Annotated in this window: 13 protein-coding genes and 1 pseudogene; all 14 read left to right on the forward strand. The window is 57.6% G+C overall.

The features are described from left to right. Positions 1-16: 16 nt before the first annotated feature. The 14 genes and pseudogenes from FD02_RS03380 to FD02_RS03445 all read left to right on the forward strand — a co-directional run bounded on the left by FD02_RS03380 (position 17) and on the right by FD02_RS03445 (position 14,917). Positions 17-229, forward strand: a complete 213-nt coding sequence (locus tag FD02_RS03380) for a hypothetical protein (RefSeq protein WP_054723284.1) — start codon at positions 17-19, stop codon at positions 227-229. Position 230: 1 nt separating this feature from the next. Continuing rightward, entirely contained in the window at positions 231-2,378 is a 2,148-nt protein-coding gene (locus tag FD02_RS03385; protein WP_056950444.1) for a penicillin-binding transpeptidase domain-containing protein, read from the forward strand. Positions 2,379-2,398: 20 nt separating this feature from the next. Continuing rightward, on the forward strand, positions 2,399-3,367 hold the full coding sequence (gene mraY, locus FD02_RS03390; RefSeq protein WP_056950447.1) for a phospho-N-acetylmuramoyl-pentapeptide-transferase: 969 nt from the start codon (positions 2,399-2,401) through the stop codon (positions 3,365-3,367). 13 nt (positions 3,368-3,380) lie between these two features. Continuing rightward, complete coding sequence (murD, locus tag FD02_RS03395; protein ID WP_054722726.1) at positions 3,381-4,748, forward strand: UDP-N-acetylmuramoyl-L-alanine--D-glutamate ligase; 1,368 nt, start codon at positions 3,381-3,383, stop codon at positions 4,746-4,748. Continuing rightward, positions 4,748-5,839, forward strand: a complete 1,092-nt coding sequence (murG, locus tag FD02_RS03400) for an undecaprenyldiphospho-muramoylpentapeptide beta-N-acetylglucosaminyltransferase (RefSeq protein ID WP_056950450.1) — start codon at positions 4,748-4,750, stop codon at positions 5,837-5,839. Before murD ends, murG begins: the two co-directional genes overlap by 1 nt. 25 nt (positions 5,840-5,864) lie before the next feature. Beyond that, the gene (locus tag FD02_RS03405) at positions 5,865-6,701 is read left to right on the forward strand and encodes a cell division protein FtsQ/DivIB (protein ID WP_056950453.1); all 837 of its coding nucleotides are present in this window, start codon (positions 5,865-5,867) and stop codon (positions 6,699-6,701) included. A 123-nt stretch (positions 6,702-6,824) separates the two neighbouring features. Then, positions 6,825-8,114 (forward strand): cell division protein FtsA, encoded by a 1,290-nt coding sequence (gene ftsA / locus FD02_RS03410; RefSeq protein ID WP_056950457.1) that lies wholly within the window; start codon positions 6,825-6,827, stop codon positions 8,112-8,114. A gap of 15 nt (positions 8,115-8,129) precedes the next feature. Further along, positions 8,130-9,084 (forward strand): annotated as a pseudogene (gene ftsZ / locus FD02_RS03415) (cell division protein FtsZ); the annotation flags it as partial. Positions 9,085-9,428: 344 nt separating this feature from the next. Beyond that, positions 9,429-9,875, forward strand: coding sequence for a cell division protein SepF (locus tag FD02_RS03420; protein ID WP_056950462.1), 447 nt, complete (start codon positions 9,429-9,431; stop codon positions 9,873-9,875). Positions 9,876-9,887: 12 nt separating this feature from the next. Further along, the gene (locus FD02_RS03425) at positions 9,888-10,184 is read left to right on the forward strand and encodes a YggT family protein (RefSeq protein ID WP_054722728.1); all 297 of its coding nucleotides are present in this window, start codon (positions 9,888-9,890) and stop codon (positions 10,182-10,184) included. Then, positions 10,181-10,963: a YlmH family RNA-binding protein gene (locus tag FD02_RS03430; RefSeq protein ID WP_056950465.1), complete on the forward strand. Its 783-nt coding sequence runs from the start codon at positions 10,181-10,183 to the stop codon at positions 10,961-10,963. The genes FD02_RS03425 and FD02_RS03430 overlap by 4 nt, the downstream gene beginning before the upstream one ends. 26 nt (positions 10,964-10,989) lie before the next feature. Continuing rightward, positions 10,990-11,685 (forward strand): DivIVA domain-containing protein, encoded by a 696-nt coding sequence (locus FD02_RS03435; protein ID WP_056950468.1) that lies wholly within the window; start codon positions 10,990-10,992, stop codon positions 11,683-11,685. 242 nt (positions 11,686-11,927) lie between these two features. After that, the gene (ileS, locus tag FD02_RS03440) at positions 11,928-14,705 is read left to right on the forward strand and encodes an isoleucine--tRNA ligase (RefSeq protein ID WP_056950472.1); all 2,778 of its coding nucleotides are present in this window, start codon (positions 11,928-11,930) and stop codon (positions 14,703-14,705) included. Continuing rightward, positions 14,705-14,917 carry a cold-shock protein gene (locus FD02_RS03445; protein ID WP_056950475.1) on the forward strand — a complete coding sequence of 71 codons (213 nt, stop codon included), beginning with the start codon at positions 14,705-14,707 and terminating at the stop codon, positions 14,915-14,917. The genes ileS and FD02_RS03445 overlap by 1 nt, the downstream gene beginning before the upstream one ends. Positions 14,918-14,956 lie beyond the last annotated feature (39 nt).

Here is a 14,956-nt window from a genome sequence, read left to right on the forward strand (position 1 = left end):
ACTTGCAGCCGTCGCAATGAGTTTGTTATTCTTGACTGCGCAGGATACTTTGGCCAGCGCGAATCGCCAGTACCAAGACCTGCAAACGCAGATCGTCGCGGAGAATTCACACGTCGACGACTACAAACAAACCATCGGCGAGCTGACGAATTCCGCCCGGCTTAGCACTTTTGCCAAGGCTCACGGGTTAACCGTGATCGAAGGCAATATAAAGCGAGTCAATCAATAAGATGAAAAAACTAGTTCATAATCGCACAGCAACCGCGCAGCATCCCAACCGCAATCGCCTGATCATCGGGCGCTTGTTGACGCTTTTGGCGTTTGGGCTCTTCGTCGGGTTTGCTGTGCGATTTGCGTATATTGGGTTAGGGGGCCGCGTGGATTCCGCCAACCTGAGTACCTATCGCGAGCACCAATATGCTACCAACACCACCTTGAAGGCCAAGCGCGGGGCCATTTTTGATCGCAACGGCGCAGTCATTGCCGAAGATTCCAGCACTTATTCCGTCTACGCCGTGCTCGATCACAGCTACATGAATGGCAAGAAGAAACTTTACGTGACCAACAAGGCCCATGTCGCCAAGGTCCTGGCCAAGTATTTACCGTTGTCCGAGGCGCGGATTTTGGAGTACCTCAACCCGGCCAAAAAGGCGTATCAAGTCGAGTTCGGCAACGCGGGCAAGGGCCTGTCGCTGACCGTGCGCAACCAGATTCAAGCCGAGCACCTGACCGGCGTGTACTTTACCGATAGTCCGGCGCGGCTTTATCCCAACGGCATCTTTGCCAGCCACGTGGTGGGGTTGGCCCAGGCGCAAACCAGCCAACAAACCACCCAGCTGGTCGGCGTGATGGGACTGGAAAAACAATTTAATTCATTGCTCACCGGGACCAACGGCTTCAAGTCGGCGCAAACCGATCCCTATGGTTATCAGCTACCCGCCAGCAAAACCAAGGTCAAACCAGCGGTGAACGGTGGCACGGTGACGACGACGCTTGATGCCGGCTTGCAGTCCTACCTGGAAACGCTCATGAGTAGCGTTCAGACGAAATACGCGCCGAAGTCGATGACGGCGGTGCTGATGAATCCTAAAACCGGCGAGATTCTCGCGGCGTCCCAGCGACCGACTTTTGACCCCAGCACCAAAAAAGGCCTGGGCAATATGTGGCGCGATGCGTTGGTGGAAGACGTGTACGAACCCGGGTCGGTCATGAAGATCTTCACGTTGGCCGCCGCGATTCAAACCGGCACCTACCAACCGAATGCCTATTACCATTCCGGTTCCGTCAAGGTGGCCGATCGCACGATTTACGACTGGCAAACCAGCGGCTGGGGAAGCATTCCGATTGGCCAAGCGTTCCCGCGGTCCAGTAACGTCGGCATGGTGAAAATCGAACAAGGCATGGGCGGCAAGAATTGGGGCACCTACCTTAACAAGTTCGGGTTTGCCAAGCGCACCGACGTCACGCTGCCCGGCGAGGTGGCCGGCACCTATGACCTGAAGTCGCCGTTGAACCAGGCGATGACCTCGTTTGGGCAAAGTATCGACGTCACCGTCATGCAAATGATGCAAGGCGTCACCGCCGTCGCCAACCGCGGGCCAATGGTGCAGCCGCGCATCGTCAAGTCGGTGACGACCAAGAATGGCAAAACGGTGACATATGGCCGCAAGGTGGTGGGACAACCCATCAGCAAGGACACGGCCAATCAAGTCGTCGATGCCATGCGTCAGGTCGTCAATGCCAGTTACGGCACCGGGATGGCCTACAAGATGCCCGGCGTCGACTTGGCGGTCAAAACCGGGACGGCCCAAATCGCGTCGCCAGCCGGTGGCTACCTGACCGGCGATTCGAACTACATTTTCAGCGTGATGGGCATGGCCCCGGCCAGCAACCCGAAATACGTGCTGTACATCACCATGAAGCAGCCGCAAAAAATGACCAAGGCCGCCGAAACCATCATGGCCAGCATCTTCAAGCCGATGATGACCCGGGCCTTGGCCTTGGCCGGCTCCGGGGCCGCGGTGCCAACCGCCAAGACGGTGGCGGTGCCACCGGTCACCGGCGCGAGCGCGTCTGCGGCCAGCACCAGCCTGAAAACGGCGGGGCTCTTGGCGGCCACGGTCGGCACCGGCAACCGGATCGTCCAACAGCTGCCGGCGGCCAACACGAATGCGTTAGCCGGTTCGCGGGTCTTGATGTTGACCAACGGCGCGATGACGATGCCCAACGTTGCTGGTTGGGCGAAAAGCGATGTGTTAAAATTGGCCCAGTTAACCGGCAAAAAGTTTTCCCTGCAAGGCGACGGTTATGCCGTCAGCCAAAGCGTGAAAACCGGTGCGCTATTAGGCAACGGTTCGGTGACGGTTAAGTTCGAGTAAATGAGAATGGAGTTTGGGTCATGCAGTTTGCAGAAATGTTAATCCCGATGGTGGCCAGCTTTGCGCTGACCATCATCGTTTTACCCTTGTTTATCGGGTATATGCGCTTCAAAAAAGAAGGGCAGACGATTCGCGAGGAAGGGCCCAAGTGGCATGAGGCCAAAACCGGCACGCCGACCATGGGCGGCGTTGTCTTCATCGGCGCAATCATTGTTGCCGCCATCGGCACCGCCTGGTGGCAAGCGGCGTTGTCCACCAGCGTGTGGGTCAGTTTGTTTATCCTGTTGTTGTATGGGGCGCTGGGGTTTGTTGACGACTTCGTGAGCGTGGCCAAACACCGCAACATGGGCCTGCGCGCCTGGCAAAAGCTACTGGGTCAAATCTTCGGGGCCACCGTCTTTTTAGTCGCCTATTTCCACGAAGGCTTTACCCACACGCTGTACGTGCCGGTGCTCGGCCAGTTGAACTGGTCTTGGTTGTTTATCCTGTTTGCCATCGTGTGGCTGGTCGGCTTCAGTAACGCCGTGAACCTCACCGATGGGTTGGACGGGTTAGTCGCTGGGTTGGCCACCATTTCGTTTGGCACCTATGCGATCATTGCGGCGCACGAGGGCCGCACCGACGTGTTGATTATCTGCCTGGTGACCATCGGCGCGATGATCGGCTTCTTGTTGTTCAACCACAAGCCGGCGCAGATCTTCATGGGCGACGTCGGGTCGCTGGCGCTGGGCGGGATGTTGGCGACGGTGGCGCTGTTGTTGCAGCGCGAGTGGTCGTTGCTGCTCATCGGCTTGGTGTACGTCTGCGAAACCGCCAGCGTCATCATTCAAGTCAGCGTGTTCAAGCTGACCCACGGCAAGCGGGTGTTTAAGATGACCCCGATTCATCACCATTTTGAAATGCTCGGGTGGTCCGAATGGCGCATCGATGGGACCTTTTGGGTGGTTGGGGCCTTGGCCTCGGCAATTTATCTGTTAATTTTCCTATAGAAAGAAGTCAATCATGAAAAGTGCGGTTACGACGTTTGCGAATCAAAAAGTATTGGTGCTTGGGTTAGGCATGAGTGGGGTGAATGCGGCGCGGCTGCTGAACCGCCTCGGCGCCTTGGTGACGGTCAACGACAAGCAGAAATTCGACGACAACAAGGCCGCCCAGTCGCTGCTGGCCGATGGCATTAAGGTCATCACCGGCAGCCACCCGGTGGAACTGTTGGACGAGCATTTTGCCTTAATGGTGAAAAATCCCGGTATTCCTTACAGCAATCCCATGGTCCAACGCGCCCTCGAGTTAAAGCTGCCGATCATCACCGAGCCGGAGCTGGCCTTTGAGGTGTCCGATGCCAATTGGATTGCCATCACCGGCAGTAACGGCAAAACGACGACCACCACGCTGATTGGCCTGATGCTCAACGAAGGCGGCAAGCACGCCTATGACGCCGGCAACATCGGCATTCCCATCAGCCAAGTGACGCAAACCGCTGGCCCGGCTGACACCATCGTGGCGGAATTATCGAGTTTTCAACTCGCCGGCACCACCACGCTGCACCCGCACATCGCCGTGTTGACGAATATCTACGAGGCGCACCTGGATTGGCATGGCAGCCGCGCCAATTACGTCGCCGCCAAGATGAAGATCACGGCCAACCAAACCGCGCAAGACGATTTCATCATGAACTGGGATCTACCCGAGATGCACGAGCTGGCCAAACAGAGCCATGCCACCATCGTGCCGTTTTCCCGCCAAGGCGCAGCCGGCGCCCGGGCGACGTTGACGGCGGGCTGGTTGTGCTTTGACGGTGAGCAAATCGTGCCTGCCGCCGACTTGCAGATTCCCGGCACGCACAACATCGAAAACGCCTTGGCGGCCATTGCCGCGGCCAAGCTCAGCGGCGTCGATAACGCCGCGATTGCGCGCGTGTTGCGCCGGTTCACCGGGGTCAAGCACCGGATTCAATACGTGACCACCATTGCCGGCCGCAAGTTTTATAACGACAGCAAGGCCACGAACGTCGAGGCAAGCTCGGTGGCGCTCAACGCCTTCACCCAGCCCATCGTGTTGTTGGCCGGTGGGTTAGATCGGCACTTGCCGATGGATGACCTCGTGCCATTGTTCAAGAACAAGGTGCGCAGCATTGTCACCTTTGGCCAAACCGCGCCGTTGATTGAGGCGACCGCCAAGCAGGCTGGGGTGCCGGTGCAGACGACCAAAGACGTGACTACTGCTGTGCCGCTGGCCTTTGCCGCCAGCGAACCCGGCGACGTCGTGTTGCTGTCGCCGGCCGCGGCCAGTTGGGATCAGTTCCCGAACTTTGAGGTGCGCGGCGATGCCTTCATCACCGCAGTCAAGCAATTGGAAGGGGAGCAAGCGTAATGCGTGTCGTCGTTTCCGGCGGCGGTACCGGCGGGCACATTTACCCGGCGTTAGCGCTGATCGAACAATTGAAGACCCGCGGGTTGTTGGCCGATGTCTTGTACGTCGGCACCCACCGCGGACTGGAAAGCCGGATCGTGCCCAAGGCGGGAATCCCATTTGCCACCATCGAGTTGCAAGGCTTTAAGCGCTCGTTGAGCCTCAGCAACGTCAAAACGGTGACGATGTTTCTCGGCAGCATCGGCAAGGCCAAGCGTCTGTTGCGCGATTTTCGCCCAGATGTCGTGGTCGGCACCGGCGGCTACGTCTCCGCGGCGACGGTGTTTGCGGCCACGCGGTTGCATATTCCCACGGTGATTCACGAGCAAAACTCCGTGGCCGGGGTCACCAACAAATTCCTGGCCCGCTTCGTGGACAAGATCGCCTACGCCTTTCCCGAGGTCGCCGATACGTTTCCAGCCAAGAAGCTGGTGCAAACCGGCAACCCCCGGGCGCAACAAGTGGCGCATTTGCGGCCTAACAACCGACTGGCCGACTTTGGCTTGACGCCCAGCGAGCGGACCTTGCTGATTTTTGGCGGCTCGCGCGGTGCACCGAAAATCAATGAGGCCGCCATCGCGGCACTGCCGACGTTTGCGGCGAGCCATTTTCAGACCTTGTTTGTCACCGGGCGCGTCCACTACGACGCCGTGATCAAGGCCGCCGGCGCGGTGCCAGATAACGTCAAAATCGTTCCGTATGTCGATGACATGCCGGCGATTTTACCGGATTTGACTCTGGTCATCGGCCGCTCCGGGGCCACCAGCCTCGCGGAGCTCACCGCGCTTGGGGTACCTGCCGTGTTGATTCCCAGTCCCAATGTCACCGGCAACCACCAATTCATCAACGCGCAAAGCCTGGCCAAGGCCGGCGCGGCGATGGTGGTGCCGGAAACCGAACTCGGCCCCGACTTTGGCGAACGCGTCGCCAGCCTCATGCAAGATGATGAGCGGCTGGTGCGCATGACCCGCGCCGCCAAGCAACTCGGCGTGCCAGACGCCGCCGATCGGTTGATTGCCGTCATGCAATCGGCCATCGCCATGCACGCATAAACGCTTCAAAAGAAAGGAGGGCGCCATGCGCAGGTTTCATTTTCGTTCCCGCACCACCACCGACATGACGCCTTGGGAGGCCTATCAGGCCAAGCGACGCAACCACCATTCGGCTAAGCGGCGCCAACAAGCACTGCAGCTCCCTGCGGTGTCGGCGTTGCGGCGCCATAATCAGTGGCGCAATCTGGCCTTAGTGTTAGTACCGTTGCTGGTGCTGTTGGGCTTTTTCGGCTACATGGTGTCGCCGGCGGCAAAAGTCGGCCAGATTTCCGTCACCGGCGAAAGCGTCGCGACCGCCCAAGGGGTGATCGACGCCAGTGGCCTCACCGAAACCGATCCGGTGTTGACTCTGTTCTTCCGGCGCGCTGCGGTGGCGCAACGCATCAAGCAGCGCCAACCCGCCGTGGCTGCGGTGCAACTCAGGGTCACCGGCTTCAACCACATTCACCTCAAAGTGCGCGAACACGCGGCGCTGGGCTATGTGGAAAAGCAAAATCGGTATCATCTGTTGATGGCCGATGGTGCCGTGTTAGCCAGCGGCACAGCGACGACCGCGACAAACTACCCGATTTTTAGCGACTTCACGGCCAAGCAGGTGTTGCCGATTGCCCGCACCGTTCACGGTTTTCCCGCCGAAATTCGACGGGCGGTGTCCGAGGTGCGGGCGGCCAAAGGCGGGGCCAACCCTTACCGAATCAGCCTCACGATGACCGACGGCAACCGCATCGTCGCCGACTCGCGAACGATTGGTAAACGCATCAAGTATTATCGTGAAATTATCGCTCAGGTGAAAGGGCATGGGACCGTCGACTTGGAGGTTGGCGCGTATTTCACCCCGAATTCAACAACAACGAAAAAATAGTTGACGGAATGTGGCGAAATAGGGCACCCTGGCCCCACAGCTCGACAGGTGTGGTAAAATTAGCTCAGTGTTACGTGAATTAAAAAATTAACTATAACGAATAGTTAAGGAGGTTCCGGGTTCATGGGAAATCAAGACATTTACGTTGGACTTGATATCGGGACCACCTCAATAAAAGTCATTGTTGCCGAGTACGTACAAGGTCAGATGAATATTATTGGTGTGGGGAGTCAACGCTCCGAGGGTTTGAGCCGCGGAGTGATCGTCGATATCGACAAAGCCGCGGCGGCGATTCGCGCCGCGGTGAATCAGGCGGAAGAAAAAGCCAGCATTAAGATTGACCGCGTGGTCGCTGGCGTCCCGGCCAACATGCTAAAAATCGAGCAGGTCACGGGCATGATTGCCGTGGGCGATCAAAGCAAGGAAATCACCGACGCCGACGTGAAAAACGTCGCCGCGGCTGCCTTGGTCAGGAACCTGCCGCCGGAACGCGAGATTCTTAGCCTCGCACCGACGGAATTCATCGTCGACGGGTTTGATGACATTAAGGATCCCCGCGGCATGATCGGGGTGCGCCTCGAATTGCGCGGCATCTTGTTCACGGTGCCCAAGACGGTGTTGCACAACACCAAGCGGGCCATCGAAAAGGCCGGTTTGACCATCGGCAGCATCGTGGTGGCGCCACTGGCCGCCGCGCAAGTGGCGTTATCGGCTAACGAACGCGACTTTGGGACCATTCTCATCGACGTGGGTGGCGGCCAAACCACTGCGGCGGTGATGCACGACAACAAGCTGAAGTTCACCGATGTCGATCAAGAAGGCGGCGAATACATCACCAAGGATATCTCGGTGGTGCTGAATACCGGCTTTACCGACGCGGAGAAGTTGAAGCGGGACTACGGCAATGCGGACTCTCTGGCGACCCATGACACAGAGCAGTTTCCCGTTACCGTGGTGGGTAAGACCGAACCCGTGATGATTTCCGAAAAATACTTGGCGGAAATTATTGAGGCGCGGCTGACCCAGATTTTCAAACGCATCGATGCGGCGTTGCAACAAATTAATGCCTATAGCCTGCCAGGTGGCATCGTCATTACTGGCGGCACCACCGCCTTGCCGGGGATCGTCGAGTTGGCGCAAGACATCTTCAATCATCCGGTTAAGCGCTACATCCCAGAGGAAATGGGGTTGCGGCACCCGGCCTTCACGCAAGGCTTGGGCCTGATTCAATCGGCGGCGCAAATGACCGACGTCGACATCTTGGTTGCCTCGGTGCTACCGACGCCGACCTTGCAGGCGGTGCGGGAACCAACCCCAACCGCCGCCCCGCAGGCCAAGCCTGCGGACAAGACGACCCCGACGGAAAAGAAGAGCAGCGTCTTTAAGCGCTTCATCGGCAATTTCTTCGAATAACTAGGAGGACAGACAATGGAATTCTCACTGGATCAAAACTCGGACACCGGTGCGGTGATCAAAGTAATCGGCGTAGGTGGGGCTGGCGGCAACGCCGTCAACCGCATGATTGCCGAAGACGTCAAAGGCGTTGAATTTATCGCGGCAAACACGGATGTGCAGGCCTTAACGGCGAGTCAGGCGCAAGTCAAGATTCAACTTGGCCCGAAACTGACCCGTGGCTTAGGCGCCGGCTCGACCCCGGACGTCGGCCAAAAAGCGGCAGAGGAAAGCGAAGAAGCCGTCGGTGAAGCCTTAAAAGGCGCCGACATGATCTTCGTGACCTGCGGCATGGGCGGCGGCACCGGGACCGGCGCCGCGCCAATCGTGGCCAAGATCGCCAAGGACCAAGGCGCCTTAACCGTCGGCGTCGTGACGCGGCCATTTTCGTTTGAAGGCCCTAAGCGCGCCAAGAACGCCGACGCCGGCATCGCGGAGTTGAAGCAACACGTGGACACCTTGGTCATCATCGCCAACAACCGCTTGTTAGAAATCGTCGACAAGAAGACGCCGATGTTGGAAGCCTTCCATGCTGCCGATAACGTGCTGCGCCAAGGCGTGCAAGGCATTTCGGACTTAATTACGAGTCCCGGCTACGTCAACTTGGACTTTGCCGATGTCAAAACGGTCATGGCCAACCAAGGCTCTGCCTTGATGGGCATTGGCTCCGCTACCGGCGAGAACCGCACGGTGGAAGCCACCAAAAAGGCGATTTCCAGCCCGTTGTTGGAAGTCTCCATCGCCGGGGCCAAGCAGGTGTTGTTGAACATCACCGGTGGCCCAGACATGTCGTTGTTTGAAGCGCAAGACGCGTCGGACATCGTCGCGCAAGCGGCCACCGATGATGTCAACATCATCTTCGGGACGTCGATCAACGAAGAGCTCGGCGACGAAGTGGTGGTCACTGTGATCGCCACAGGCATCGATGAAACCAGCATTGGTAATGGTGGGCGCGCCGCTCAGCGGGCCGCTAACGCCAAGACTGCGCCGGCGACGCCAGCCACCGAACCGACCACGAAGCCTGCGGATGATCCGTTTGGCCAGTGGGACTTGCGGCAGGAGCCAAGCGAACGCCAACAGGAGCCATCATCCAGCGAACTCAGCGGGGATAAGCCAAGCTTTGATATTTACGAAAGCCAGCCGAACCAGAGCCAACCGGATAACAGCGACGATCAACCACCATTCTTCAAGCGCCGGCGCCAGAACTAGCCGGCTTCGGTCGTCACGGCAGCCCGGTGGGCTGCCGTTGTCTGTCTCTTAACAAGGAGGTCAACCATGGCATTTGAAAAGCTAGGGGCGACGTTCAACAAGTTTTTCACCTTGGATCCCGAGGAGGAAGACGTTGCGCCGGTCCAACCTACCACAGCAGCGCCGGCGCAACCGACACCGCAAAACTTTCGGGGAAATAAGGTGGTCGCGATGAATCAACCCAACGACAAAACGGCGAAAATCGTCGTTTACGAGCCGCGGGTGTACTCCGATGCCAAGGAAATTGGCACGCACCTGCTGAACAACCGCGCGGTGGTGGTGAATTTCGATCGCATCGAACCCGAAGCCGCGACGCGCATCGTCGATTTCTTAACCGGCACCGTGTTTGCCATTAATGGTGAAATCAAGCGCATCGGTGAGCAGATTTTCCTGGCGACGCCGGCGAACTTCCAAGTCGACGGGTCACTGGCCCAAAGCCTGGGCCAAGACCAAGACGTCGACCTGCGCGATTAAAGGAGTGATTGCATGGCATTACAAGTACTCAACTTCATCTATACGATCCTGTCCTGGGGCCTGTATGCCTACATGATTGCCATGGCCGTTTACGTGTTGATGACCTGGTTGCCAGGGGCTCTCGATAGCGGGTTTGGTCAGGTCTTGGGGAAGATTGTGGAGCCGTTTCTCGGCTGGTTCCAGCGCTTTATTCCGGCCCTGGCCGGCATTGATTTTTCGCCTATCTTGGCCTTCGCGGTTTTGGCCATCGCCCGGCGCGCCGTGGATTACCTTTACTGGGCCTTAGTGCCAAGGTTGGTGGCGGGATGAATGCGGAAATTTATCAGCACTTTCGCAAGGAAGAGGCGAGTACCATCGACGCCTTGGCGGAACAGCTGGCCACGGCCGATAGCGAATACCGGCCGGTGCTGACCGATTTTCTCGATCCGCGGCAAACCTACATCGCCCATGTCCTAATCGGTAGTCAAGACGCCGTGATTGGCCATTCGTTCGGCGGGTATCCCCATGCCGAGCGGCGGCGGGTCGTGTTCGCTCCGAGTTACCTCGAGCCTCAGCCCGAGGACTACGCTATCGCGTTATTGACCATCAAGTATCCCCAGAAGTTCGCCGAGTTGCACCATAGCGATATTCTCGGCACATTGGCCAACTTGGGGCTCGAACGCGGGGTGTTCGGTGACATCATCACCGATGGTAGCACCTGGCAATTTGCTACGACCCAGCCGATGAGCGATTGGTTAAAGACAAATGTCACAAAAATTGGTAGAATTAGCGTGAGGCTTGAGGATACGCCGTTGACTTATGCGGTTCACCCATTATCGGAATGGGAGCCGTTGATCACCACGGTGGCATCGATGCGATTAGATGCCATTGTCAGCCACGTGTTTTCGATGTCCCGCACTCGTGCTAAGGCGCTGATTGAAGCCGGTAAGGTGCGCGTTAACTTTGCCACCGAAAGCCGCCCGGATATGGAGTTGGCGGCGCACGACATGGTGTCGGTGCGGGGATTTGGCAGGATTCGCCTGCATCACTTGCTCGGCACGACGAAAAAAGAACGACAGCGCGTCAACTTTGACGTCCTACATAAATAAACATGACGGTTTGAGGAGGAAGCATTATGGCATTAAGTCCACTGGATATTCACGATAAGGAATTCAACGTCCGCATGCGCGGGTATGATCAAGATCAGGTCAACGAGTTTTTGAGTCAAATTATCAAGGACTACAGCGCCTTGATTAAAGAAAACGAACGCTTGAACAAGTCGTTAAGCGATGCCCAAGAGAAGGTCAAGTACTTCTCTGACATGAAGGACGCCTTGAACCAGTCGATTCTCGTGGCCCAAGAAGCCGCCGACAAGGTCAAGCGCAACGCAGAAGGCGAAGCCCAGCTGATTACCCAAAAGGCCGAGCAAAACGCGCAAGACATGCTGACCGAAGCCACCGAGAAAACCAACCAGATTCTCAGCGACGCCAGCGCCAAGAACAAGGCCATCACGGTGCAAACCGAAGACCTGCGCCGTCAGACTCGCGTGTTCCGTCAGCGCCTGCAGGTGATGTTGGAGTCCCAGCTTGAAGTCGTGAAGAGCCCAGAATGGAAAGAATTGCTGGCCTCCAACAACGAAGCGTCGGATTATCTCGACCCCAGCACGAATTCTGAGCTTGACAACCAGCCGACTGATTCATTAAACTCGGAGTCAGCCGCAACGGCCGAAAGTGCCAGCACGACGGAAAGCGCCGATGCCGGTCAGACCTATACGGAAATCGTGTTCCCGTCGGATGACGAAGGTAGCACGAGCAATAGTGACGCAGAATAAAGACGGAGGGTCACGCGTCTTACGTTAGTAGTCGGTGAAGCGACTCGGGGGTGGTGTAAGCCCGAGGCGATCTAGCGTAGGGTATCAGACCTTAGTCGTCACGGCGAAGAGCCGCGGCCGGATGACCTCGTTAGCGGTTGTTAAGGGAGAAGCAATTCTCCGAAATTAGGTGGTACCACGATTCGCTCGTCCTATGCAAAGCATAGGGCGAGCTTTTTGTTTGCGGAAGTGGGAGGAACAGGATGAAGATCAAAGAAACGTTGAACCTCGGCAAGACCCCGTTTAAGATGCGGGCCGGCTTACCCAACAAGGAGCCGCAATTGCAGGCGGTGTGGGCGGAAAATCACGTCTACGAGGCGCGCCAAAAATTAAACGAAGGCAAGCCGACCTTTGTGTTACACGACGGGCCGCCGTTTGCCAACGGGAACATTCACATGGGCCACGCCTTGAACAAGATCACCAAGGACATTATCGTCCGCGCCAAGTCGATGAGCGGCTTCCGGGCCCCATACGTGCCTGGCTGGGATACGCATGGCCTACCAATCGAGCAGCAGCTGGCGAAAAAAGGCGTGCGCCGCAAGGAAATGTCCATGGTCGACTACCGCGAGTTGTGCCGGCAGTTTGCGATGAAGGAAATCGACAAGCAGCGCGCCGATTTCAAGCGCCTTGGGGTCATGGGCGACTGGGATCATCCGTACATCACCTTGCAGCCCGAGTTTGAAGCCGCCGAGATTCGCGTCTTCGGGAAGATGGCCGAAAATGGCTACATCTACCATGGTTTGAAGCCGGTGTATTGGTCTTGGAGCAGCGAGTCGACCTTGGCCGAAGCCGAAGTTGAATACCACGACGTGAAGTCGCCGTCGATTTATGTTGCTTTTCAGGTGGTCGATGGCAAGGACTTGTTAACTAGCGACACGAGCTTCATTATCTGGACGACGACGCCTTGGACGATCCCCGCCAACCTCGGCATCGCAGTGAATCCGCGGTTTGAATACGCCCAGGTGCAAGTGGCGGACCACAAATACGTTGTGGCCGCGGAAATGCTGCCAAGCGTCGCCGAAGCGTTAGGCTGGACCGACTACACGGTGTTGAAGACCTTTCCGGGCACGGCGCTGGATCGCATGACCGCTCAGCACCCACTATATGATCGCACGAGTCTGGTCATGGAAGCCGACCACGTCACGCTTGACGCCGGTACCGGGCTGGTGCATACCGCCCCGGGTCATGGTGAAGACGACTACAAGGTCGGCGTCAAGTACGACTTGCCGGTGTATTCCGTCGTCGACGAAAAGGGCTTCATGACCAAGGATGCACCTGGGTTTGAAGGCGTCTTTTACGACGATGCCAACCGGCTGGTTACCAAGGCCCTCACCGAAAAAGGCGCGCTGTTGAAGCTCGACTTCTTCACGCATAGTTATCCGCATGACTGGCGGACCAAAAAGCCGGTGATTTACCGGGCGACGACGCAGTGGTTTGCCTCCGTGCAATCCTTCCGCCAACAGATCCTTGACGCCATCGACACGGTGACGTTCTTCCCGGATTGGGGCAAGACGCGCCTGCACAACATGATTCGCGACCGCGGCGACTGGGTCATTTCGCGTCAGCGGGCCTGGGGCGTACCACTGCCAATTTTCTATGCCGAAGACGGCACGCCAATCATCGAGAAAGCGACGATTGACCATGTGGCCGATTTGTTCGGTGAGTTTGGCTCCAGCGTGTGGTTCGATCGCGACGCCAAGGAGTTGTTGCCGGCCGGCTACACCAATGAACACTCGCCGCACGGCCAGTTCACCAAGGAAACCGACATCATGGATGTGTGGTTTGACTCTGGCTCCAGCTGGGCCGGGGTAGCGCAGGCGCGGCCTGAGTTGACCTACCCAACAGACCTCTACCTCGAAGGTAGCGACCAGTACCGTGGTTGGTTTAACAGCTCGCTGATTACCAGCGTTGCCAACAACGGCATTGCCCCTTACAAGCAAGTGCTGTCGCAAGGCTTCACCTTGGATGGGGAAGGCCGGAAAATGAGCAAGTCCCTGGGCAACACCATCGTGCCAGACACGGTGGAGAAGCAGTTCGGGGCGGAAATTATTCGGCTCTGGGTGGCGTCGGTCGACTCCAGTTCCGACATGAAGGTTTCGTTAGACACCTTTGCCCAAACCAGTGAGACTTACCGGAAGATTCGTAACACCCTGCGTTTCATGCTGGCCAACACCAGCGACTTCACGGCCGCCGATGCGGTGCCAGTGGCGGCGCTGGGTAGCGTCGACCAATATATGCTGGTGCGGTTGAATCAGGTCATTGCCACGGCCCGAAAGGCGTATGACGCCTATGACCTTGCGACTGTCGTTAAGGCCATCACCACGTTTTTGACCACCGACCTCTCGGCGTTTTACTTGGATTTTGCCAAGGATGTGGTGTACATCGAAGGACAGGCGAGCCTGCCTCGGCGCCAGATGCAAACGGTAATGGCCCAGGCGCTATTGGCCATCGTTGAACTCTTGACGCCGATCCTGCCACACACGGCTGAGGAAATCTGGCCATTGTTGCACCAGGACCGAGATTTTGCCGCCTTGGCCGAGTTGCCTGAGGCACAAACGGTGCCGAATGCTGAGTCCTTGTTAACCGACTGGAGTGCCTTCATGGCCTTCCGGGAAAAGGTGCAAAAGGCTTTGGAAGTGGCACGTGACGCCAAGGTCATTGGCAAGTCGCTCGAAGCGCACGTCACGGTGTATGCCGACGACGCGACGCAAGCGCTGTTGCAGCGCTTAGACGCCAACGTGATGCAACTGCTCATTGTTTCGCAGTTCACCGTTGCCGATTTGGCAGCAGCGCCGGCGAATGCTGAGGTGGTCGACGGGTTGACGTTGACCGTGACGCACGCGGATGGCGAGGTTTGTCAGCGCTGTCGGATGACCACGACGACGGTGGGCGCGAATCCGGCCTTCCCGACGTTGTGTGCGCGGTGTGCGGCAATCGTCACCGCGAACTTTCCAGAAGCGGCCAGCGAGGGCTTAGAATAATGGAAGGACGCGTGAAGACTTGGGAGCCGGACAAAGGGTTTGGCTTCATCGAAGTGCCGAATCAGCCCGATGTGTTCGTTCATTTCTCCGCGATTCTCGGCGGCGGCTATAAAACGTTGACGCCGGGTCAAGCCGTCGAATTCGTCATTGTCGAAGGGCCCCGGGGTCCGCAGGCGGCCAATGTGCAAGTATTACCCGATTCCGCAGAATAACGGTGACAGGCGAGTCAAACTGACTCGCCTGTTTTTTTG

The organism is Lacticaseibacillus nasuensis JCM 17158 (assembly GCF_001434705.1).
In the GTDB taxonomy this organism is placed as follows: domain Bacteria; phylum Bacillota; class Bacilli; order Lactobacillales; family Lactobacillaceae; genus Lacticaseibacillus; species Lacticaseibacillus nasuensis.